This is a genomic window from Neptunomonas antarctica, from assembly GCF_001305295.1.
In the GTDB taxonomy this organism is placed as follows: Bacteria; Pseudomonadota; Gammaproteobacteria; order Pseudomonadales; family Balneatricaceae; genus Neptunomonas; species Neptunomonas antarctica.
This window is the reverse complement of sequence record NZ_LJSI01000054.1, coordinates 162,054-184,665: the sequence shown is the minus strand read 5'-3', so window position 1 is coordinate 184,665 and position 22,612 is coordinate 162,054. Positions and strand designations below refer to the sequence as shown.

Annotated in this window: 22 protein-coding genes; 11 read left to right on the top strand and 11 right to left on the bottom strand. The window is 45.0% G+C overall.

The window, feature by feature from the left end; genetic code table 11:
* Positions 1-217 precede the first annotated feature (217 nt).
* A complete protein-coding gene (locus Nant_RS20050; protein ID WP_054343450.1) occupies positions 218-1,867 on the top strand; it encodes a SulP family inorganic anion transporter in 1,650 nt (549 codons plus the stop codon).
* Here the strand turns inward: Nant_RS20050 and Nant_RS20045 are convergent.
* On the bottom strand, positions 1,841-2,986 hold the full coding sequence (locus Nant_RS20045) for a cation diffusion facilitator family transporter (RefSeq protein WP_054343449.1): 1,146 nt from the start codon (positions 2,984-2,986) through the stop codon (positions 1,841-1,843). The two genes, Nant_RS20050 and Nant_RS20045, sit on opposite strands and share 27 nt — an antisense overlap.
* Before the next feature lie 423 nt (positions 2,987-3,409).
* Here Nant_RS20045 and Nant_RS20040 point away from each other — a divergent pair, with 423 nt between their 5' ends.
* Complete coding sequence (locus tag Nant_RS20040; RefSeq protein ID WP_054343448.1) at positions 3,410-4,291, top strand: bile acid:sodium symporter family protein; 882 nt, start codon at positions 3,410-3,412, stop codon at positions 4,289-4,291.
* Here Nant_RS20040 and queE read toward each other — a convergent pair.
* Positions 4,288-4,917 (bottom strand): 7-carboxy-7-deazaguanine synthase, encoded by a 630-nt coding sequence (queE, locus tag Nant_RS20035; RefSeq protein ID WP_054343447.1) that lies wholly within the window; start codon positions 4,915-4,917, stop codon positions 4,288-4,290. The genes Nant_RS20040 and queE overlap by 4 nt on opposite strands.
* 233 nt (positions 4,918-5,150) lie before the next feature.
* Between queE and Nant_RS20030 the strand changes: the two genes are divergently transcribed.
* The 9 genes from Nant_RS20030 (at position 5,151) to soxB (ending at position 13,312) form a co-directional block, all read left to right on the top strand.
* A complete protein-coding gene (locus Nant_RS20030; protein WP_054343446.1) occupies positions 5,151-5,792 on the top strand; it encodes a rhodanese-like domain-containing protein in 642 nt (213 codons plus the stop codon).
* Between the two features lie 661 nt (positions 5,793-6,453).
* Positions 6,454-7,779 (top strand): sulfite dehydrogenase, encoded by a 1,326-nt coding sequence (gene soxC, locus Nant_RS20025; protein ID WP_054343445.1) that lies wholly within the window; start codon positions 6,454-6,456, stop codon positions 7,777-7,779.
* Positions 7,763-8,794: a c-type cytochrome gene (locus tag Nant_RS20020; RefSeq protein WP_054343444.1), complete on the top strand. Its 1,032-nt coding sequence runs from the start codon at positions 7,763-7,765 to the stop codon at positions 8,792-8,794. Before soxC ends, Nant_RS20020 begins: the two co-directional genes overlap by 17 nt.
* Positions 8,795-8,882: 88 nt before the next feature.
* On the top strand, positions 8,883-9,245 hold the full coding sequence (gene soxX / locus Nant_RS20015; protein ID WP_054343443.1) for a sulfur oxidation c-type cytochrome SoxX: 363 nt from the start codon (positions 8,883-8,885) through the stop codon (positions 9,243-9,245).
* Between the two features lie 36 nt (positions 9,246-9,281).
* Positions 9,282-9,743 carry a thiosulfate oxidation carrier protein SoxY gene (gene soxY / locus Nant_RS20010; RefSeq protein WP_054343442.1) on the top strand — a complete coding sequence of 154 codons (462 nt, stop codon included), beginning with the start codon at positions 9,282-9,284 and terminating at the stop codon, positions 9,741-9,743.
* Between the two features lie 21 nt (positions 9,744-9,764).
* On the top strand, positions 9,765-10,082 hold the full coding sequence (gene soxZ, locus Nant_RS20005; RefSeq protein WP_054343441.1) for a thiosulfate oxidation carrier complex protein SoxZ: 318 nt from the start codon (positions 9,765-9,767) through the stop codon (positions 10,080-10,082).
* A gap of 66 nt (positions 10,083-10,148) precedes the next feature.
* A complete protein-coding gene (gene soxA, locus Nant_RS20000) occupies positions 10,149-11,015 on the top strand; it encodes a sulfur oxidation c-type cytochrome SoxA (RefSeq protein ID WP_054343440.1) in 867 nt (288 codons plus the stop codon).
* 11 nt (positions 11,016-11,026) lie between these two features.
* Positions 11,027-11,473 carry a SoxAX-binding protein gene (locus Nant_RS19995; RefSeq protein ID WP_054343439.1) on the top strand — a complete coding sequence of 149 codons (447 nt, stop codon included), beginning with the start codon at positions 11,027-11,029 and terminating at the stop codon, positions 11,471-11,473.
* Positions 11,474-11,542: 69 nt separating this feature from the next.
* Positions 11,543-13,312: a thiosulfohydrolase SoxB gene (soxB, locus tag Nant_RS19990; protein ID WP_054343438.1), complete on the top strand. Its 1,770-nt coding sequence runs from the start codon at positions 11,543-11,545 to the stop codon at positions 13,310-13,312.
* Positions 13,313-13,514: 202 nt separating this feature from the next.
* Here soxB and rdgC read toward each other — a convergent pair whose 3' ends face one another.
* The 9 genes from rdgC to ccoS all read right to left on the bottom strand — a co-directional run bounded on the left by rdgC (position 13,515) and on the right by ccoS (position 22,602).
* Complete coding sequence (gene rdgC / locus Nant_RS19985; protein ID WP_054343437.1) at positions 13,515-14,423, bottom strand: recombination-associated protein RdgC; 909 nt, start codon at positions 14,421-14,423, stop codon at positions 13,515-13,517.
* A gap of 99 nt (positions 14,424-14,522) precedes the next feature.
* Positions 14,523-17,084, bottom strand: coding sequence for an ATP-dependent helicase HrpB (gene hrpB, locus Nant_RS19980; RefSeq protein WP_054343436.1), 2,562 nt, complete (start codon positions 17,082-17,084; stop codon positions 14,523-14,525).
* A 163-nt stretch (positions 17,085-17,247) separates the two neighbouring features.
* A complete protein-coding gene (locus tag Nant_RS19975; RefSeq protein WP_054343435.1) occupies positions 17,248-17,736 on the bottom strand; it encodes a thioredoxin family protein in 489 nt (162 codons plus the stop codon).
* Positions 17,733-18,635: an alpha/beta hydrolase gene (locus Nant_RS19970; protein ID WP_054343434.1), complete on the bottom strand. Its 903-nt coding sequence runs from the start codon at positions 18,633-18,635 to the stop codon at positions 17,733-17,735. The genes Nant_RS19975 and Nant_RS19970 overlap by 4 nt, the downstream gene beginning before the upstream one ends.
* Positions 18,636-18,701: 66 nt before the next feature.
* Complete coding sequence (locus Nant_RS19965; protein ID WP_054343433.1) at positions 18,702-19,244, bottom strand: adenine phosphoribosyltransferase; 543 nt, start codon at positions 19,242-19,244, stop codon at positions 18,702-18,704.
* A gap of 184 nt (positions 19,245-19,428) precedes the next feature.
* Complete coding sequence (gene fnr / locus Nant_RS19960) at positions 19,429-20,211, bottom strand: fumarate/nitrate reduction transcriptional regulator Fnr (protein ID WP_054343432.1); 783 nt, start codon at positions 20,209-20,211, stop codon at positions 19,429-19,431.
* Positions 20,212-20,296: 85 nt separating this feature from the next.
* Complete coding sequence (gene hemN, locus Nant_RS19955; RefSeq protein WP_238377207.1) at positions 20,297-21,688, bottom strand: oxygen-independent coproporphyrinogen III oxidase; 1,392 nt, start codon at positions 21,686-21,688, stop codon at positions 20,297-20,299.
* A 67-nt stretch (positions 21,689-21,755) separates the two neighbouring features.
* Complete coding sequence (locus Nant_RS19950; protein WP_054343431.1) at positions 21,756-22,415, bottom strand: sulfite exporter TauE/SafE family protein; 660 nt, start codon at positions 22,413-22,415, stop codon at positions 21,756-21,758.
* A complete protein-coding gene (ccoS, locus tag Nant_RS19945) occupies positions 22,408-22,602 on the bottom strand; it encodes a cbb3-type cytochrome oxidase assembly protein CcoS (RefSeq protein WP_054343430.1) in 195 nt (64 codons plus the stop codon). Before ccoS ends, Nant_RS19950 begins: the two co-directional genes overlap by 8 nt.
* Positions 22,603-22,612 lie beyond the last annotated feature (10 nt).

Sequence of the window (22,612 nt, the reverse complement as noted above, 5' to 3'; positions counted from 1 at the left end):
ATGCTGCGGTCTTCGAATAAAATCTTCATATAGCATCGGCCTAGTTCTTGCAAACTTTAGGTTGGAATGCATTATAGTTAATTTTCAAAAGGCAGAGATGCTTCCGCGATATTTTTAGTGGTACTCAGTAACATATTGAATTGATACTAAATGCTACTTGACGGGTGATGCTGATCCATTCAGATTTTTATAATCATTTGTGCATGAGATACAGTTTATGTTGACGTCCTATGGAGGCTTTTTTAATAATTTCAAAGGGGATCTTTTCGGTGGATTAACGGCCGCTATTGTGGCACTGCCGTTAGCATTAGCATTTGGCGTGGCGTCGGGTGCCGGTCCAGTTGCCGGAATGTACGGTGCTATTTTTGTAGGGTTGTTTGCGTCACTATTCGGTGGTACTCCATCACAGGTATCCGGGCCAACCGGACCTATGACTGTCGTCATGGCGGGTATCTTCACACATTTTGTAGCGCTGGATCCTGTGAGCGGTCCGGCGATGGCTTTTACCGTGGTGATGCTGGGCGGTGCATTTCAGGTTTTATTTGGCGTTTTCCGTTTAGGGCAATTTATTACATTGATGCCTTTTCCCGTTATCTCGGGTTTTATGACCGGCATTGGGACCATTATTATTCTGCTGCAGCTAGCGCCGTTGTTAGGTGCAGCGTCTGTTGCCAATGTGCTTGAAGTGCTGCAGCAGTTACCCACTATAGTGCAATCAGTAAATGTTAATGCCTTATTGCTGGGCGTAGTCACGTTAGTGATTGTGTTCTTTTGTCCAAAGGCTCTGGCAAAGTTTACGCCGCCACCGCTTTTAGCGATGGTTATTGGGACGCTGCTCTCTTTGGCTTTCAGCGGTGTTGATGTTATTGGTGAAATACCGACAGGTTTGCCTTCGCTGCATTGGCCTGAGTTCAGTTTGGGTCTTGCTAAAGAGATGGTTATATCCGCCTTAATGCTAGCAACGCTGGGTTCAATCGATTCGCTATTAACATCCTTGGTGGCCGATAACATGACGCGTACACAGCACAAGTCTGAACGTGAGCTGATAGGGCAGGGTATCGGTAATATGCTAGCGGGTCTTTTTGGTGGGCTACCTGGGGCTGGTGCAACCATGAGAACAGTGGTGAACATTCGTGCGGGAGGACGCACGCCTTTGTCAGGTATATTTCACGCCGTGATTTTATTGGCGATTGTGTTGGGGGCTGGCTCATTCGCAGCACATATCCCATTAGCGGTACTGGCCGGAATACTGATTAAAGTTGGTATTGATATTATTGACTGGCGCTTTTTGAAACGGGTTCATAATGCACCGCTGTTTGTGATGTTTTTAATGGTTGCGGTGTGGGGGTTGACAGTCTTCGTTGATCTGATAACGGCTGTCGCTGTGGGTGTTTTTTTAGCTAATATCTATACCGTTAAGCGCCTGACGGAGACACAGCTTGATTCGGTTCGGATTATTCAGGATGACAAAAAAGATCATCAGCTATTGAATAAACATGAAAGTGATATGTTGACGGCCGCCGCTGGAAAAATTTTGCTTTATCAGCTGAATGGCCCACTGAGCTACGCCGCCGCAAAAGGCATTTCTAATAAGCTGATAGCCTGTACCCGCCATGAAATATTATTGCTGGACTTCAGTAATGTGCCCCATATTGATGTGTCGACGGTCATGGCGCTTGAGGAAGTTGTTCTGGACTCACATCTGGCCGCACAGCGCGTCATGATTGTCGGCGCTCAACGGGCGGTTGAGCTCATGTTGAATCGTATGAAAGTTGCCAGGTTAATACCTAATGAATACCACTTCACAGAGAGGCAGGCTGCGCTTGAGGCAGCCTATTCTCTAATGAGTCCAGATAGTGAGTTTTGAAAACCAGGGCTGGGGCTGCATCGCGTTATTCAGTTGGGTACTTAAAACTGATAATGGCATCTCTTTCTGAGACTCTTTTGTTATGGGTACCAATTTAAGTTCTATCTCAATCAGGTCGTGAAGATAATGCAGTGTGACGTGAAAATTTTCTAATACCTGATCGTGGGCGGCGAGATGTTCTTTAAGCATCGCTTCAATTTCTTTTCTTACGGGTAATATCCGACAATAACTTTCTTCTTCATCGTCGTAAGTATCAATGTGAAAAATAACATGGCCAATATCATCAAAGCGTTGTAAAAGTTTGATCACCGCAGTATCACCGATCCAGTGTCCTTCAGACGCGCTGCAATAAGGGGCCACCTGGATGTGCATTTCGAGCAAACTTTTACTGCCCATATTACGGCTTTTGAAATGATGAACATTAATGATGCCATCGACTTCCTCAACCACTTCTTTCAGTTCAGTGACCCTTTCTTCAGGTAACGCGGTATCAACCAGTTCTTTAATGCTATTCCAGGTTAGATCCCAACCGATTTTTCCTACGAAGACGGCAACAACAATGGCTGCCAGAATATCCATCCAGGCGAAGCCTGCCATCGCCCCGGCAATACCAAACAACACGACAACAGACGAAAGTGCATCTGTTCTGCTGTGCCACGCATTAGCAATGAGGAGGTCGGATTTGAGTCTTTTGCCAGCGGCGAGCGTATAACGATAGATCCATTCTTTACTGACAATAGATAGAAAGGCAACGAGCAAGGCTGCCCAGCCAGGTGTGGGCACAGTAGTCGACGTCCAAAATTCACGAATACTTTCAAACGCCATCGCACCGGCGACTGCGATAAGAACGCAGCCCAGAAATACCGTGCCAATGGTTTCAAAGCGGGCATGTCCCCATGGATGCTCCTCGTCGGGTTCATCGTGGGAAAAATGGAAAATAATGACGACCATAAAATCGGTGAGAAGATCTGAAAACGAGTGTATACCATCGGCAATCAGCGCATTGGAATTTGAGGCTACACCGATGATTATTTTGGCGAACCCAAGCAGGGTATCGAGGATAGCGCCAATGATGGTAACTTTTTGTGCTTCTTTGTTTCTGTTGACAGGAGTAGACATGTTATAAGCCGGCAATAGTAGATCTCGCAGATGTTAACCTTATGCAAGGATACGGGCCAGATAAAAGTTGTTAAAAAAGTTATGTTTTTATCGATATTGAGCTTGACATGAAAAAATATTTTTCTTTGTAGTTTTTTTACAGTTATTATTAATAAAATAGATTTTTTCTTAGTTTACTTATTTAAGTAATTGAAATTAAACAATTAAAACAACTGGTCAAAAAACATACAATATCAAGGAATGCGTGCGGAATGGGCTCTGTAAGACGTTTTTATTACAGAACCCACAGGGTTATCCACAGGTTATGTGTGTACCTTGCGCTAGCCCATATAAGGCGTAGGATTGAGGGGATATTTCACCGATTGTTTTACCTTGTGCAAATAATTAGACTGCTTTTTTTGGATTTAAATGGATTGACATCAGATGGAAAATACCGATCTTACGCAGATAGTTTTACCACTGGTTTTATTTCTGATTATGCTGGGAATCGGGCTCTCATTATCGGTTGCAGATTTTTTAGATTTGCGGATCCAGCCCCGCGCCGTTTTTGTCGGCAGTATGATGCAAATTGTTGGTCTGCCTCTATTAGGATATTGTGTTGTTTCTTTATTGAACGTGCCGCCAGTTTATGCGGTCGGTATCATGATTTTGACCTTTTCCCCTGGAGGTGCAACCTCCAATATGATCAGTTATTTATGTAAAGCGGATACTGCTTTGTCGGTTAGCCTGACAGTTGTAGCCAGTATCCTTACACCGATTACGCTCCCCTTATTTTCCTATCTGGCGGTTGACCATTGGCTTTTAATTGACACGGCGATTACGTTTCCTGTCGTGCAAACGATATTGAAACTGTTGGTGATTGCTTTGTTGCCGGTGCTTCTTGGTATGTGGATTCGCCATAAAGCCGCTTGTTTTGCAGAAAAGTTACAGCCTTTTATCAAATGGGGCTCGCTACTTTTCATGCTGATGGTTGTTATAGGCATCGTTGTTGGTAACAAGGAACGTCTTTTCAATATGCTGAGCCAAGTAGGGCCGGTGGTTTTGTTGCTGTCGGTTGCAGCGATGCTGGCAGGCTGGTGGGTTGCCCAAGGTTTTAGGTTATCAACTCAACAAAGTATGACAATAGCGATAGAAACGGGTATTCAAAATGCGGGGCTGGCGTTAGTTATTACGGGTTCAGTGTTACATAATACACAGATGTCAGGCGTAGTACTGCTGTATGGTGTACTGATGCAGATTCCTGCTGCCTTATTTATAATCTACCGCCATTGGTCATGGCGGCGTGCTACAGGACTACAAATTTAATCAATTCCAATTATTTTGTGTGTTTGCAGGCTCATTTTCCACTGAGGATGGCGCATACAGTATTCAATGACCTGTTGCGTATTATTGTTTTGATCCTGGTTATCCATCGGCTGCAGATAAAAGTGATCAAAATTTAGAGTGGTGAATTTTTCCGGCATTGCATCGAGTTGCGGGTAAACCAATTTTAGCTCGTGGCCTGTTTGTATGATGACTTCTGCCGAGGCTTTCGGGCTAACACAGATCCAGTCGATACCAGCGGGTAAAGGTTTAGTGCCGTTGGTTTCAATGGCTATTTCAAACCCGACAAGATGCATCGCTGTGACTAATGCCTGGTCAAGTTGTAATGCGGGCTCTCCACCCGTAAACACTACATAAGGTTTCCCCTCGGGCGTTGGCCAGAAACTTTGGATTGTCATAGCGAGGGACTCTGCAGTAACGAATTTATCGCCATTCTGGCCATCTGTACCGACAAAATCAGTATCACAAAAATTACAGATTGCCGTCGCACGATCTTTTTCCCGTCCGGACCATAAGTTACACCCCGTAAAACGGCAGAAAACTGCTGGGCGACCTGCATGTGCACCTTCGCCTTGGAGGGTGTAGAACATCTCTTTTACACTGTACATACTTTTATACTTTACATAACTTAAGCGATTAATTTTCAGAGTGGCAAAGTCTACAGAGGATGCGCAGCTAATCAAACTCTTATAGCCATTTTTATGGTCACTATATCGGCACTATATAGTCATTTAGATTAACCCTAAGTTGTATGCATCCGGTATAGAAGAACAGAGGAGAGTGGTGTATAAATTCATTAATGCTAAATTAATATAAACTTATAAGAAGAAGAGAGTTGACTATGTTAGTTAAATTAATTCCATCAGTTGTGTTAGCTGGCGTCCTAATCACCGCTCCTTTCGCAATGGCAGAAGACAAACCGAAAGCTATGATTGCTCCTGGTCTTTACTCGTTTGAAGTGATGCACGATGGAAGCATGGTAGAAATTAAGCGCAATCAGAATCCGGAAAACCGTATTACTGCTTTGTATGTGACTACGTTTCGTGGCATGCCTCAGGCAATGCATCCTTTTGAGCCCTATGATGTTGAAACGATTGCTGAGCGGGAATTCGTTCAATATATGATTGATGCGAAAAACGATAAAAATATTATGATCGTGGACACTAGGACGATAGGCTGGCATCAACGATTGACGATTCCGGGTGCTGTTAGTTATCCCTACACAATGATGGATAACCCTGAAGATAGGGAATGGGCACTAGATGATTTTGGTGTGCTAAAGCAGTCTGATGGTACTTATAACTTCAGTGATGCCAAGACACTCGCCATGTTCTGTAATGGTTACTGGTGTGGCCAAACACCCGCGATGATTAAAGCACTATTAGAAGCGGGTTACCCTGCTGAGAAAATTAAATATTACCGTGGAGGTATGCAAGCCTGGACGAGTTTAGGATTGTCAGTCGTAGGCGAGGCTGCTGAATAACGGAAGCGACCATCAATGGCTGGATCTTTTGGACGTTTGTCGTTACGTGCAGCATGGGACGTGACCTGCCTATGCTGCTGAATCAGCACGTTTGGGTATGCCCGACGTTAATATTGGGTCTTTCTTTTCACACCGCCTATCAGTTATTTCGCTATCTTCGCGCCTATTATGGTGCCTTTTTGTCACAATCGTTTCATGCTGAAAATAGCTTACGTTTATAAAAACTGGAAGTACAAACACGCATATGCGAAGCCTTTTATTTTTCACAGCATTTTCTACATGATGTTTAAGAAGGCCGTCGGAGGGTAGTGGTATAGAAGGTGAGATTAGATCGACGTTATAAAGAAATGCTAAAAATCTTATTCATCTTATATAAAATCAGTATTAGAAATATAAGATGTAGGTTGTTTTCAGGACGTTTTTTTATTTAGGATATGCTAATGTTATAGTGTTGGCATATTTGTTATATGCTTATGCCTAATAATGATAAGACCTTGTATGTAGAACGTTATAACTCTGACAGGAAATTACCTGAAAGAATTTCTACAAAGTAGTACACCAATACTAGGGCACGAAGTTGCAAGAATATGTGCGGCGTCACGGTATTAGAGCTACATATAAGCGTTATCTATAATAATAAGCAGGAACATTCGGAGGCATAATGTCTAGGATTATTAAGAGGCCCGGTACTCGTGAGTTGATGGTGCAGCTCGCAAGAGAATCTGAAGGGCTTTCGATTAGTGAACGACGAGATTTTCTACGAAAAGGAATGATGACGGTTGGAGGCCTTGCTACAGCCATGGCTGGGGGTCAGGCAATCGCTAAAGATAATAATCTGCCGCCGATGGAGCCTAAATGGGGAAAGATGTTAGGTCATGGTGTAGTAGAATTTCCCTACGGGCAGCCCTCGCAATACGAAAGCCATGTTGTTCGCCGCACGGTACCTTGGTTAACAGCTGAATCAATCTCTTCAATTTCAATGTCTCCTTTACAAGATTTAAAAGGCATTATTACACCTAACGGCCTTGTTTTTGAACGCTATCACGCTGGCGTCCCCCAGATAAATCCTGAAGAACATCGTCTAATGATTCATGGGCTGGTTGATCGGCCGATTATTTTTACGATGGCTGATTTGATGCGTTTTCCTTCCGTCTCTGAAATAAAATTTATCGAATGCCCTGCTAATGGCGGTATGGAGTGGAAAGGTGCGCAGATGGAAGCATTGCAGTTTACACATGGCATGTTGAGTTGCTGTGAGTGGACAGGGGTGCCCTTGCGAACGTTGCTAGAAGAGGTGGGCGTGCAGCCGGAAGGTAAGTGGATTCTGGCAGAAGGGGCTGATGGTGCACATATGAGCCGTTCAATTCCCCTTGAAAAAGCATTAGATGACACCTTGGTTGTGTATGCACAAAATGGTGAAAAGCTCAGGCCAGAGCAAGGCTATCCGCTACGTCTTATCAATCCGGGTTGGGAAGGTAATACCTCCGTCAAATGGTTGCGCCGTTTGGAAATTGGTGATAAGCCTTGGTATCACCGCGAAGAAACTTCAAAATATACGGACTTAATGCCAGATGGTCGCGCCCGTAAATTTACTTTTGTACAGGAAACTAATTCAGTCATTACTAACCCTTGCCCAGAAAATCCTATTAAACAAAGTGGATTGATTGAGATAGAAGGCGTGGCATGGTCTGGGCGTGGAAAAATAAAACAAGTGGATGTTTCATTTGACGGTGGTGTTAGTTGGACGCCGGCAAATCTAAAAGGTTTAGTGTTAGAGAAGGCTCTGACACGTTTTAGTTTAGTTACGAAATGGGACGGGCAACCGTGGTTGTTGCAAGCAAGGGCTATTGATGAAACCGGTTATGTTCAGCCTACATTGAAGCAGTTACGCGAGGTACGCGGTGGTAATTCTATTTACCATAAAAACTCAATTCATACGTGGAAAGTTGCGGCTAACGGGGAGGTCACCAATGTACAGATCTCTTAAACATACGCTTATGGCTTCATTGCTGGGCGCTTCATTGGTGGTTGCTATCACAGCTTCTGCTTCAGAAAAATATAATGTTGGTAAAACGGCTACGCCTGAAGAGATCGCGGGATGGGATATTGATATTCGTCCTGATGGTAAAGGTCTTCCGATCGGACAGGGTAGTGTAGAAGACGGCGAAGTGCTTTATGAGCAAATTTGTGCGGCATGCCATGGACTTTTTGGTGAAGGTGAAGGCCGTTGGCCAGTGCTTGCTGGCGGTAAAGGCACACTTAAAGACGCTCGTCCGACGAAAACAGTGGGTTCTTATTGGCCGTATGCTTCCACTTTATACGATTACATTCGCCGAGCGATGCCTTTCACAGCGCCTCGTTCTTTGACGGATGAACAAACATACCAGCTCACTGCTTATGTACTTTATCTCAATGAACTCGTTGATGATGATTTTGTACTAACGCATGAGAACCTGGCTCAGATTGAGATGCCGAATAAAGATGGATTCTTTATAGATCCAAGGCCCGATGTAAAAAATATTCGCTGTATGCAAGCGTGTGATGACCCTAAAACTATGACAATAGAAGGCACACTTAAGGGCATAACCCCTGTGGGTCACTTTATTGAAGGAGCTGATGCGCCTGCGGCGTCCCATGAAGGCCAACAAGACCTGGAGCGGGAAAAAGCACAAGCACGTCAAGCGGCGTTGTCTGGCGAAGAGGTTCAGTCTGAGCAGGATGCCGTTTCAGTTAGCTTCTCGGATAAAGCATTGGCAGGTAAAGAGACGTTCGAAAATGCCTGTAAAGTTTGTCATGGTTCGGGTATTGCCGGCTCACCAAAGTTAGGTGATCATGAGGCGTGGGCTCCACGCGTTAAGCAGGATATGTCGGTCTTAGTTGGGCACGCCATAAATGGCTTTGCAGGGACATTCGGTATTATGCCACCCAAAGGTGGTCGTGTTGATTTGAGCGATCAGCAGGTAGAAGAAGCGGTAAACTACATGGTTGAATCCAGTAAATAGTACTAAGTTTACAGTGTGATTTAGACGTACCTTTTTCAATATAACAATAATAAAATCTGTCAGCTAAGACAGTATAGAGGACACAATAATGCGCAAACTGACCACCTCGATGTGCGTAACAGGTCTGGTGGCTTTACTAGCCACATCACCTGCCAGTGCGTTAACAGTGGAGGAAAGTATCGCCGAAGGTAAAGCGGTCTATATGGGTAAATCAAGAGGTAACTGCATCTCTTGCCATCAGATCAATGATCCGGATGCTAATCTTCCAGGAAATCAAGGTCCACCGATGTTCGCCATGGCGCAACGCTTTCCTGATAAACGTATATTACGTGCTCAGGTATGGGATGCGACAAAAAATAACCCCATCAGTATTATGCCGCCATTAGGTAAGCACTGGATCCTCTCTGAAGAAGATATCGATGCAGTTGTTGAGTACATCTACCAATTTTGATCAGCCCTTAGGGTGATCAAGTAAGAGGATATAGATATGAGTATAGATCGTCGTTCTATAGTGAAAGTTATTGCAGTCGGTGGTGCTTTAATGGGTGCAAGTGTGTTGATGCCCCGTATTGCACTTGCTGCATGGAGTAAAGAAGCCTTTGAGGCTAAAGAACAAACTGCTGCTATGAAAGCGTTGCTGGGTTCTGATGCACTTGAAGAAAGTACTGAAGTTAATCTGAAAGCGCCTGATATTGCTGAAAATGGCGCCGTCGTACCGATAACGGTGGTCTCTACACTATCGGGTGTTGAGTCTATGAGCATTTTTGTTGAAGGTAACCCTTCACCATTATCGGCTGAATTTATTATTCCTGCTGGCACACAAGCTGACGTATCGACCCGTGTACGTATGGGGAAAACGACGAAAGTAACGGCTGTCGTTAAAGCAAATGGCAAGCTTTACAGCGCGTCAAAAGAAGTGAAAGTCACCATCGGTGGTTGTGGCGGTTAATTCGGATAGGAGAGTTTCAAAATGGCTAATGGTATTTTAAAAGTTAAAGCAAAAACTGCTGGAAGTGCTACCAGCGTTAAGATGATGGCTAAGCACATTATGGAATCAGGGCAACGTAAAGATAAGAAAAGCGGTGAGTTGATTCCTGCCTTATTTCTACAAAACTTAGTCGTTAAGCACGCCGACAAGGTTGTATTTGAAGCAAACCTTGGACCGTCAATTTCTAAAAACCCGTACTTCGCTTTTAAGTTTGAAGGTGGTGCTAGTGGCGATGAATTGGTGTTGACCTGGACTGAAAATTCTGGGAAATCCGGCACTGAAACGGCGGCAATCAAATAACCAGAGTTAGGCCCATCTCTATCGGGTCTGCTTAACCCGTCGATATGACGGGTGGAGTATTAACGAATGAAAATAATAAAAAATTTAGCACTGGGTGTGAGTTTCATAATGAGTACGCAGCTAGTGTCTGCAGCGTCAACGGGTACGACGCTGGAGACGGTTAGTCCTGAAGCAGACCGTATTGCCTTACAAAATTTCTACAAAAAACGATTTCCTAACACTGAGTTGCAGGATTACGTCAATGGTATTTATGCTGTTGATGCGGATTCAAGAACGCAGTGGGAAGATATTGAAGCGTTCCCTCCCTATGAGTTTGATGTGGAGGAGGGCGAGCGTTTATTTAATATCGCTTTTGCCAATGGTAAAGGGTATGCAGATTGTTTTGAAAATGGTGGCATCGGCATTCGGCAGAATTTCCCGTATTGGAATAAAGAAGAAGGTACGGTAAAAACGCTGGAACAGGAGATTAACGAGTGCCGCGAAAGCAACGGTGAAAAAGCATTAAAATGGGGTAAAGGTCCTATTGCTCAAATCTCTGCTTATATGGCGTGGACCTCTCGCGGTAAGGTATTCGATATCAGCATTCCTGACGGAGACAAAAAAGCATTGGCTGCTTACCTGGACGGTAAAAAATTCTTTTATTCTAAACGAGGACAACTGAATTTATCGTGTGCGAATTGCCATGTACAAGGTTCTAACATACGTATCCGTGCAGATCTTGCAAGCCCTGCTTTGGGGCATACAAGTCATTTCCCAGTGTTCCGTTCAAAATGGGGAGAGTTAGGCACATTGCATCGTCGTTATAAAGGTTGTCATCAGGATAGTCGTTCAAATCCCTTGGATATGCAGAGTGAAACATTCCGTAATCTGGAGTTTTTCCAGACATATATGAGCAATGGTCTTGTTGTAAACGGCCCAGGCTCACGTAAATAGGAGATACACAGATGAAAAAACTGATAGCGACTCTTGCTACTGTTCTGGCTACTGTTCTTGCTAATGGTATTTTCCTACCTACCGTGGCAGTGGCAGAAACTTTTGATGAAGCCTTTGAGATGAACCGCGCGATGTATGGTAAAGATCATTCTTTTAGCTGGACGGGGAAACAATACTTAACGACTCATCCTGAAGAAGTTGAAGCAAGTGTTGAGGCAACCAAAGAGAATGCTGAAGACCTTATAGTAAAAGCTAAAGCGAAAAATGCTGAAGTCGCCAAGGTCGGTTTCGAATGGAAGCTGACAAAAGGAATTATTGCAGACGCCGATGCCGCTGTTACAACGGGGGATTATCGCAAAGCACTTAATCTGGCAGCTCAGGCTAAATATCACGCCCGTATAGGTTTGCAGCAGCATGCTTATGCGGAGCAAAACTGGCAGCTCTCCGTACCTCAATAATTTGTCATTTTAAATACCTGTAGTGGCAGTGCTGCTGCGGGTATTTTTTTGTCTTAAGGTGAATTTTTTATGTCTATGTCACGCCGTGAATTTGCGCAACTTTTGGGTCTTGCTGGTGCCGCTGGTGTTCTGCCGTCTACAGGCTTTGCTGCATTAAAACATTCTGCTGATCCTTATGAAGTCGCTAATTTTGGTAATGTACGATTGCTGCATATGACAGATTGTCATGCACAATTATTGCCTATCTACTTTAGAGAACCGAACGTTAATCTTGGCATGGGGGCCGCGAAAGGCCAGGCGCCTCATTTAGTCGGAGATAAACTGCTTAACCACTTTGGCATCGCTTCCAATTCGCTGGAAGCGCATGCATTTTCTTGTCTTCAGTATGAAGAAGCTGCCGTTAAATACGGCAAGGTAGGGGGCTTTGCGCATATCAAAACCTTGGTTGATCGCCTGCGTGAATCTTATGGTCGTGAAAAAACTCTATTATTAGATGGTGGAGATACGTGGCAGGGATCAGGTACAGCGTATAAAACACGCGGAATGGATATGGTTGAAGCGTCTAATGAGTTGGGTGTCGATTATATGACCGGCCATTGGGAGTTTACCTATCATCAGGAAGAGATCCTGAAAAATATAAAAGCATTTAATGGTGAATTTTTAGCACAAAATGTATTCGTCACTGAAGAAGCATTGTTCTCTGGTGCAGAGGAATATATTTATGATGAAGATACCGGGCATGTATTCCAGCCTTATAGTATTCGTGAGATTAATGGCGCACGTATCGCCATTATCGGACAGGCATTTCCTCGGACTAAGATAGCAAACCCTGCGCGCTTTATTCCCGATTGGACGTTTGATATTTATGATGGGAAGTTACAGGAGCAGGTAGATAATATCCGTGGCACGGAAAATGTTGATGCTGTTGTGGTGCTCTCGCATAACGGTATGGATGTTGATCTTGCTATGGCGGGTCGGGTTTCTGGTGTCGATGTGATTCTGGGTGGTCACACCCATGATGGTATACCGAGCCCTACGGTTGTCAAAAATAATGGTGGGACAACGCTGGTTTGTAATGTTGGCTCTAATGGCAAATTTGTGGGTGTAATGGATCTGGATATCCGTAACGGTAAGGTTGAGGATTTTCGTTATCGATTAATGCCGGTCTTTTCAGAGCTGTTGGCACCTGATGCAGGAATGGCAAAGCTGATAACAGATATTCGTGCTCCGTATTTACCTTGGCTGACTGAAGCATTAGCGCCTGCTGATGAACTGATGTTTCGCCGTGGTAATTTTAACGGTACCTTCGATCAGGTTATTTGTGATGCGTTGCGTAAAGTGAATGATGCTCAAATATCCCTGTCTCCCGGATTCCGTTGGGGAACGACAGTCCTTAAAGGGCAGATGGTAACGATGGAGCATGTACTGGATCAGACCTGTCTTACTTATCCAGAAACCTATGTGCGTGAGATGAAGGGGTCGGAGCTCAAGCTTATTTTGGAAGATGTCGCTGATAACTTATTTAATCCTGAACCTTATCTGCAATCGGGTGGTGATATGGTACGTGTTGGCGGATTTGACTACGTGTGTGATCCCGCTGAAAGTATCGGCAGTCGTATCAGTGAAATGACGTTGGATAATGGCGAAAAAATTGATGCTGAAAAATCTTATAAAGTTAGTGGCTGGGCAACGGTAGGCGCGCGTTCAGAAGGTGCGGATATTTGGGATGTGGTGGCGGAATATCTTAAAGATCGTAAAGTGGCCAGTATTGATAAATTGAATACACCAAAGCTGAAAAATGTTGAGGGTAATCCGGGTATTATTGACTATCCGGTTTAACGCGTTTTAGTTAGTCAATAATCCGCTGGAGTGCATGTCTAAGTGAAGGTATGCGCAGGCGAGTACATGTTGATCTAGAAAGAGAAAGCACGATCTCACAACATGAATAGACAAAAGGGGCTGATATGTGAATATACAGCCCCTTTTTCGTTAGAGATCTTTGGCGCTCATTGGTTTATGAACCGCGGACCAATAGAGGGTATTAGCGTTGTATCTGGCCACCAAAGGCTTCCAGCAGCTGCGGGTATAAGCGTTGGCATTCCAGCGCCAGGCGAGCCACATCGCTATCCAGTCGAACCAGCGGGTCTTCTGAGGCTTCTTCATTCAATGTTTGCGTTAGCTCGTCTGTTGGTTTAACGCGTTTGATTGAAAGATCATCCTGCAAAATAAAGCTGAGCGTTTCATCCCACTGCATGGCAAGTTTAGTGACTTTCTTGTCTTTCTCCAAATGGGCAATCACTTCGCTACTGTGAAGGTCATGGCCTTTGATGCGGATAACGCCGCCTTCTTCTGTCTGATCTTTTAATTCACACTCATCCAGGCAGGTAAAAGCGGGGAATGAGCTGGTTTGCTGCAACCACTCAGACATAACAACACCCGGTGACTGCTGTGTTTCAGGCAGGGCGATAGGCAATGTTGAAAGACTGTTACGCAACAGGTTTAATAGCTCCTCAGCGCCTTTGTGGCTTGAGCTATCTACCACAATAAAGCCAGCGCGGGGTAAAAGCAGAGCGCTGGTTTGCTGGAATTTACTGAAAGCACGTGGAAGCAGATCAAGTATGATCTCGTCTTTCATTTGCAGTTGTTCTTTACGGTACACTTTGCGCGCTTGTTCCTGCTCAATTTGGTGTACTCGTTCGTTTAAATTCTTCTTGATAACCGTTGCAGGTAATATTTTTTCTTCTTTTTGTGCTGTGATCAAATACGCACCGGATGAAGCAAAAACGGTTTGCTCGTCAAGCGCAGGATGAGGTGCAACCCAACCGAAGCGGCTGAGTTCCTGGCTACGACACGGCTCAAAAAGATGTTCAGAGAAGGCGGTTTCCAGTTGTTCTTGGGTGTAATCCTGTTGTTCTGTAAACCGATAAAAGATGAAATTTTTGAACCACATAACGCTTCCATTTAAGTAAATTAAAATCGCAGTTAGCTTAGTGCTAAATGCATGAGAGGTACAACATTTTTCAAGAGAACGCGTTCTCAATATCGGCGTTCAGCTTAAATGACGTTTGGTTTTGTGCGTGGCAATAGCACTCCAGGGATCATCAGGCCAGGGATGTTTGGGATAGCGGCCCTTCATCTCCTTTTTGACCTGCGGATAAATCTGCTGCCAGAAATTTTCCAGGTCCTGCGTCACCTGCAGTGGATGTCCGGCAGGTGAAAGCAAGTGTATTTTAAGTTTTACATCGTTAGCAATGGTCGGCGTTGATGTGCCACCGAACATTTCTTGTAGTTTAACTCCCAGTATGGGTGGGCTTTCACTGTAGTCGATGCGGATTTTTGAACCTGATGGAACGGTGAGGCGTTCAGGGGCGAGTTCATCCAGCTTTTGCGGTAAAGGCCATGGCAGTAGAGCTAATAGTATGCTGTGTAAATTGAGCTGAGCAAAGTGATTAAGACGGCTAACTTTACTTAAATAAGGGGTTAGCCAAACCTCGAGGGTTGCGAGTAGTGCTGCGTCTGATAAGTCGGGCCATGGGTTCTCACTGCCTGATGGCAACCCCGTATTATTTGAAAAAGTGTTATGCAAAAAATTGACCCGCTGACGCCATTGATTAAGTGCTTGAGGATGCGAAAAAATGCTCAGACCTTTAATTCTGACCAACCCGACTAACGCTTCAATCCTTGCTTCATCAGAGAGTTTGCTGAGTGGTTTGCTTTGGATAATTAACTCACCGCAGCATTGTTGTTCTTCTGCGATGAGTTTTTGTTGCTGGTCATTCCATTCTACACGCTGGCGAGTGTGTAGCATTGAGCTGAGGGGGCCGTTAAACAGCGCCGTATTGAATGGCGCGGCCAACCAAATAGCATCACTGGACTTGCCTTCATGGCCACCGAGCTGCGCGATCGCGAGCCAGGGTGTTTTGCTGAGGTAATCGTTATCATTCAGGTGCGAGGCACGACCATTGGCCAGCAGGAAGCGTTGCGGGCCTTTCTGTTGGGCTACACGATCTGGCCATGCACTGGCGATCAGAAAGCCGATTCGATCGTTGGCCTCAATGGTCGCTAGCGTCGTTTCAATGGGGAGTTGCTGGCACATAGCGTAAAAGCGCTGACACTGTTGTTTTAAGCGGTAAAGCTGTCCTTGTTGTGACGCATGGCACGCCTTTTTACCCTGTAGCCAGTCCAGGCGCTGCTGTATATCGGCCTGGCGTGTCTGTAACGGGTCGCGTTCGGAGAGAAGCGCCGCCAGCTCACAGGCCAGGTAACCTAACTGATAGCGCCGCCCCTGCAGCATCATATGGGCTAAACGTGGATGCACAGGTAAGCGAGCCATCTGCTCTCCCTGTTCCGTGAGGCGATAGCCTGAAGCGGTGAGTTGCAGCGCGTTTAGTTGCACGAGTAATTCTCGTGCCTGCTGGCTCGGTGCGGCTGCGGGGGGATCAAGCCACGCCAGCTCGGACGGATCATTACAGCCCCAGCGATAAAGTTGCAGTATCAATGGCGTCAGATCAGCTTTCTGGATTTCAGGTAAGGTAAAAGGGGCCAGTTGCGCCTGCTGCTCTAATGACCAGAGCCGATAGCAGGTGCCGGGCGCCATGCGTCCCGCTCGACCGGCACGCTGTGTGCTTGCAGCGCGAGATAATCGGCGCGTGTGTAAGCGAGTCATACCGGTATTGGGGTCGTAGTTTGCCTGCCTGCTGAGGCCGCTATCGATAACCACGTCGACGCCTTCAATCGTCAGGCTGGTTTCTGCAATGGCAGTCGTCAGCACTATTTTACGATGTTCGGCAGGGGCTGGAGCAATAGCCTTACGTTGTTGTTCGAGACTGAGGTCGCCATAAAGCGGTGTAATGAGCAATGTTTGCTTATCGAATTCGTTTAAGTTTGCATATAGCTGCGTTTCGACGCGTCTTATTTCAGCCTGTCCTGGTAGAAAGACCAATAGGCTACCTGTCTGCGCGCTGAGTGCTGTTTTGATGGCAGAAACTACTCTGGGTTCAACCCATTCTTTACTCTTCCAGGGAGTGCTATAAATAAGCTCGACCGGAAAACTTCTACCTTTGCTACTGATAACTGGTGCATTATCGAGTAATTCAGCAATGGCGTGACTGTCCAGCGTAGCTGACATCATGAGTATTTTGAGTGGTTCGTCTTCTCTGAATAATGTGCGCCCTTGTAATATGAGCGCTAGCCCTAAATCAGCATCCAGGCTACGTTCGTGGAATTCATCAAAGATGACTAAGCCCACGCCTTCCAGGCTAGGGTCTTGCTGCAGCATTCGGGTCAGTATGCCCTCCGTAACAACTTCGATTCTTGTCTTGTGGCTGATTTTTGTATCCATTCGTACTCGGTAGCCAACCGTCTGACCTACTGCTTCGCCCAGTGTAGAGGCCATGCGCTCTGCCGCTGCTCGTGCTGCCAGGCGACGAGGTTCCAGCATAATGATCTTATTCTGTTTTAGCCATGGCTGGTGTAGCAGCTCCAGGGGAACAACCGTTGTTTTTCCGGCACCGGGCGGCGCTTCTAATACGGCTTCATGTCGGATCGCAAGCGCTGCAATAAGATCGGGAATAACAGTGTAGATAGGCAGTTTGATCGACGATTTTGGCATATAAACAACGGCTGGGAATGAGGTGAAAAGTATATCGTGGACAGCAGCGTTAAGGGAAACTTAACTGATTAAGAATGCAGGTAGTTGTGCTGGGTAGTTGTGGTGGGGGGGAGTGAGTAGTTTGACAAGTGATTGGTGATCTTTAGTTTTAATCAGTTAGGTCTTAATCAATGTTTAACTGCGCAATGGCGTCGTCTATCGATTGGTCTAAGTAATAACCATAAAACTCAGGTGTGCTGATTCCGACGCTATTAGGCACTATTGCTTTGCCGCTGTTATTGAGGAAAAGTAATGTGGGTATTAACGTTGCTTTATAGCGTCGCGCGAAACTTTGAGGGGATATCTGTGTACCGTCAAAATCTGTGATCAGCTGGTTTGAATCAGTTTTTAACTCCCTGAATAAAGCTTTTTTTTGATAGAGACCGCCGCGATGCATAGGTTCAAGAAAATCATGGCGGATCAACTGGCAATAACTACAATCCTGTTGGCTCAGCATGACTACAAGCACGCGGTTGCTACCCAGAGCGTTTGCATCCTGTAATAAACTCGTCGTTACGGGAAGATCGCTGGCGTGCGCGGTAGAGGCTGCAATAGAGAATACTCCGCTAAGAATAAGGCCTGAAACATAGCTTAGGAGGTGACGGGATATCATTCTTGATTATCCAAAAACTCAATAATACTCTCAACTGCTTCATCAGCATAAAGATCCCTGAAGTAATGGTCTGCGCCCTCTATCTCAATATGTTGTACCAGTGGGTTGGATACGTTCGTCATCATTTCAGGTAAATCAGAGACGGTTTTATCTTCAGAGCCGCTAATCACCAGCGTAGGTATAGTGGTCTGTTTCAGCAAATAAGGTGTATTAAATTTTGGATTGGCTTGGTAGTAATCCACAAATGAGTCGGCTTTAACCCGGCTATCGGCGCAGTAAATAAAATCTACATGCTCCATCCAAGTGTTGGGTTGGGCGCGTTGAGCGTCAGAAAGCAGGGTCGAAAGTGATTTTCCATAGCTTGTTTGATAATTGTCCTGCTCCGCTTTTTCCGACCATGTAGCAGGCGCCAATAAAATTTGTGCTTTGATAAGTTGATCCGGATGACTGTCGCTAAACCAGGCGGTTTGGTTTCCGCCACGAGAGTGTCCCATCAAGGTAATGTTTCCTGCGCCTTGCTGTTGTAACCAGCTTAGCCATGCGTTTATTTCTTCAATCGCGTCAGTATGCTTATGTTGATGTGGAACCTTACAATCATACATACCATGACGGTTGTTGATACCCAGGCTTAAATTAATGGCTAATGTATTAATACCCGCATCCGCTAACAGATTTTGGAACGTGCTGATAACCTCCATTTTGTTATGTGCCAGAGTGCCGTGGGTAATCAACATAACTCCGTCTGAGAGTTGGCTGTTTTCAGCGAGTTTCATCTCAGCATTGAGGGTTAGTATTTTATGATTAAGCGTTTCATGGGCGAGAGTGACTTCCTGAGCACTTAGAGGCAGCGCCGTAAGTAGTAGAAAAAGTGAGGAAGTGTTAAGCAGTATTTTAAGCATTTGAGCCTCTGCTATGGTTATAAGCTTATAATAAAACTAAACAATAACAGAGGTCTCTGACTTTGGCTATAAGCCTTCGTAAGCAAGCATAGTGAAAACCGGTATGCCAGTTTCCTGGATTCGAATGGAACCTTGTAAATCAGGTAAATCAACCAATGCAGCGCTTTCGATAACTTCTGCGCCGAGTCTTTTGATTAATGTGCAGGCAGCCAGAATAGTTCCGCCGGTTGCGATAAGGTCATCAAATACCAAAACTTTGTCGCCAGGGCCTACCGCATCAACTTGCATCTCTACAGCAGAGGTACCATATTCCAGTTGGTATTCCTGATGAACAGTTTCGCCTGGTAGTTTTCCTTTTTTGCGCACCAGTACCAGAGGTTTTTGCATCTGGTAGGCCATAATTGAGGCAATTAAAAAGCCGCGGGCATCAATGCAGGCAATGTGCGTCAGTTCTGAATCCATATAACGCTGAATAAACGCATCGGCTACCATTCTTAATGCTTTTGGATCTTTGAAAATGGGCGTGATGTCACGAAACATGACACCCGGCTCAGGCCAGTCAGGTAGAGAACGGATAACTGACTTGATGTAAAATTCGTCGTAGGACATGTACTAATAGCTCCTCAAGCAGGCTTTGAGCAAGAACGGTTGATATGGCTCAATGTTTAAAAAGTAAATCTACGCTTTAATGGTTTTGTTGGATTACACATAGAGATGGCTACTTTTTTGTGCAACAGTAGTACGCGCCGTTCATTATTTGAACGGCGTTTTTCAAGATGTCTTTATAATAAGTTTATAAAGACAGTTGTTGTATGTCGGTTTCTTTAGTGCTGTCGTTTCCGTTACATTCGCCTGACACCTGATACAGATTATCAAGGTCAAGCAGCTCTACTTCTTTTCCATCTACCTGAATCAGATTAGTTTTCTGGAAGCGGGTAAATATCCTACTGACAGTTTCAACAGCAAGTCCCAGATAATTACCAATCTCATTACGTGACATGGATAATCTGAATTTATGAGCAGAGTAACCGCGTGCCTGAAAGCGTAAAGAAAGTTTGATCAGAAAAGTAGCTACACGCTCCTCTGCATTCTTTTTAGAGAGTAGCAGCATCATTTGCTGGTCATCTCTGATCTCTTTGCTCATGGTACGCATTACCTGACGACGCAGCTCGGGTAATTGGCCACACAATGTATCCAAATGATCAAATGGAATTTCACACACCGTGGTTGTTTCCATTATTTTAGTGGAAACAGGATGATGTTGGTTGTCATACCCACTTAGTCCGACGAGCTCACCCGGAAAATAAAATCCGGTAATTTGCTCTTCGCCTTCATTGGTGATGGTATAACTTTTGACGCTTCCGGCTCTGATAGCATAGACCGATTCAAAAGTATCACCTTGATGGAAAAGGTGGTCACCTTTTTTTAGTGGGCGGCTTTTCTCGATGATGTTATCTAGGCTTTCCATCTCCGAGTTGTTTAAGGATACGGGAAGGCAGAGCGAGCTAATACTGCATGTATTGCAGTGTGCTTGCTGCAACGTATGCAGTTTTCCTTCCCTTTTAAGATCACTCATGGCCGGTTCCTGTGGTTATTAAACATAATGAGAGGCTACTCATACCTGAATTATGTCGTATTTCGAGTGAACCGTGAAGCATCCATTAGATGATACGTGAAAAACCTTGTGTGGGTTGCTGCTTCGGAATGTATTGATCGAAGGCCATGCAGATGCGCCTGATTAATAATCGACCAGCCGCAGTAACGATAATCCGCTGACCATCTATCTGTACTAAGCCATCCTCAATAAAACGCTGAATCTCTACCTGTTCCGTTGCGAAGTATTCTTTGAAATCAATACTGAATTTTGATTCTATTAGCTGAGTATCCAGTTCAAAATGGCAGATTAGCTGTGTAATAACCGTACGCCGAATACAGTCATCGGTATTTAGTTTTACACCACGACGAATGGCACTGGAGCGTGATTCAACCGCATCTGTATAAGCTGTAATGTCGTGCTCATTCTGATAATAAACATTGCCAATTTGGCTAATAGCGGAGACACCCATTGCCACCAGGTCGCAATCAGAATGGGTGGTGTAACCCTGGAAGTTACGGTGTAGATGGCCACTTTTTTGCGCTAATGCCAGTTCGTCATCGGGTTTAGCAAAGTGATCCATGCCAATGTACACATACTCGGCAGTGAGGAGTTTATTGATCGTCGACTCCAGAATCGCTAATTTAACTTCAGGGCTGGGTAAATCTTCTCCATTAATATGCTTTTGTGAGCGAAAGCGGTCTGGCATGTGTGCGTAGTTGAATACAGACAGACGGTCAGGGCTCAGATCAATGACTACGTCCAGCGTTTCGTTGAAGCTTTCCAAGGTTTGGTGTGGGAGGCCATAAATAAGATCCATATTAATGGATTTAAAACCCAGTTCACGTGCGGCGGTTAATATACCTGCAGTTTGTTCGGTGGACTGGATGCGATTTACCGCTTTTTGTACGGCTGGATTAACATCCTGAACACCAAGACTAATACGATTAAAGCCAATACTTCTGAGAGTTTTTAGTGTCTCAAGCGACGCTTCGCGGGGATCGATCTCTATAGAGTAATCACCGCTGTCGTCATCAAGCAGATTGAATTCCTGTTTCAGTTTATTCATCAGCTCAGTCATTTGCTCGTCACTGATAAACGTAGGTGTGCCGCCACCCCAATGCAGTTGGTTAACTATGCGGTTTTCACTGTACCATTTAGCTACTTGCTCAATCTCTTTAAATAAAGTGTCGAGATAGGGTTGAGCTTTTTTGCGATTGCGGGTGATTACTTTATTGCAGGCACAAAAATAACAAACGTGCGCGCAAAAAGGTATATGCACATAGAGTGATAGCGGCGCGTTTTTGTCAGTCGTTAGCTGCCCGTCTGCGACTAACTGTGTTTCAGAAAGCGCGGCGTCAAATTGAATGGCAGTCGGATATGAGGTATATCGGGGGCCGGAAAGATCATAGCGTTTAATAAGATCCAGGTCCCATGTAATGGTATTGTCCAGGCTCACGATAGTATCCTCATTGTTAATTGTGCGGCAGTATAACAAGTGAGTCTGATATTTGATTTGATGCTAATCAAAGACTAATGATTGCCTGGAAGGGAATAGTGTAAAAGCCAAACAGAATAATCAACAGGCCCGCGAGATGTTGAACGTTACGATTGGCTAATAAAGTTTTCACCTGTTTGGCAAGCAGACCTGTTGTAAGCATGGCAGGTAGTGTGCCGATACCAAACGCAAACATTAGACTACTGCTTTGCAGGGCATCTTGAGCTGTCGCCGCCCATATCAAGGTACTATAGACTAACCCACAGGGTAGCCATCCCCAGAAAAAGCCAAGTAATAAGGCTTGTTTAACATTTTTAACAGGCAGGAGCTTGCTGGTGGCTGGCCGTATAACAGACCAGAGTTTGCTTCCAAGCTTTTCAACATGAACAAGCCCTTTCCACCATTGGGCAACATACAAGCCCATAGTGATAAGCAAGAGACCTGCGAGGGTGCGTAACACGATAGCTAATGTGCTGTCTTTGACTAAAATACCGATAGATCCAACTAAGGCTCCAGCTAATGCATAACTGATTAGCCTGCCCATGTTGTAACCTATAAGGTTAGGTACTCTGGTGTGTTGCGGTCCCATCGCCATGGTGGCTGCAATTCCACCGCACATGCCGATGCAGTGGGCGCTGCCGAGGAGGCCCAGGAGAACAGCGGTTGTTAGCGATAATGATTCAGTCACGTGGTGAGTGTGCCTTGCTTTGCTTGGCCTCGTCAGGAATCAGATGATCGTCATCGTCAAATAAAATACTGTGGGCAGGGGAGTCAAGATCATCATATTGACCTGAATTGACGCTCCAGAAAAAAGCCCAGACAGCAAAACCCAGCAGAATGATTGCTATGGGGATTAATATAAATATAATTTCCATTGGGAATCAG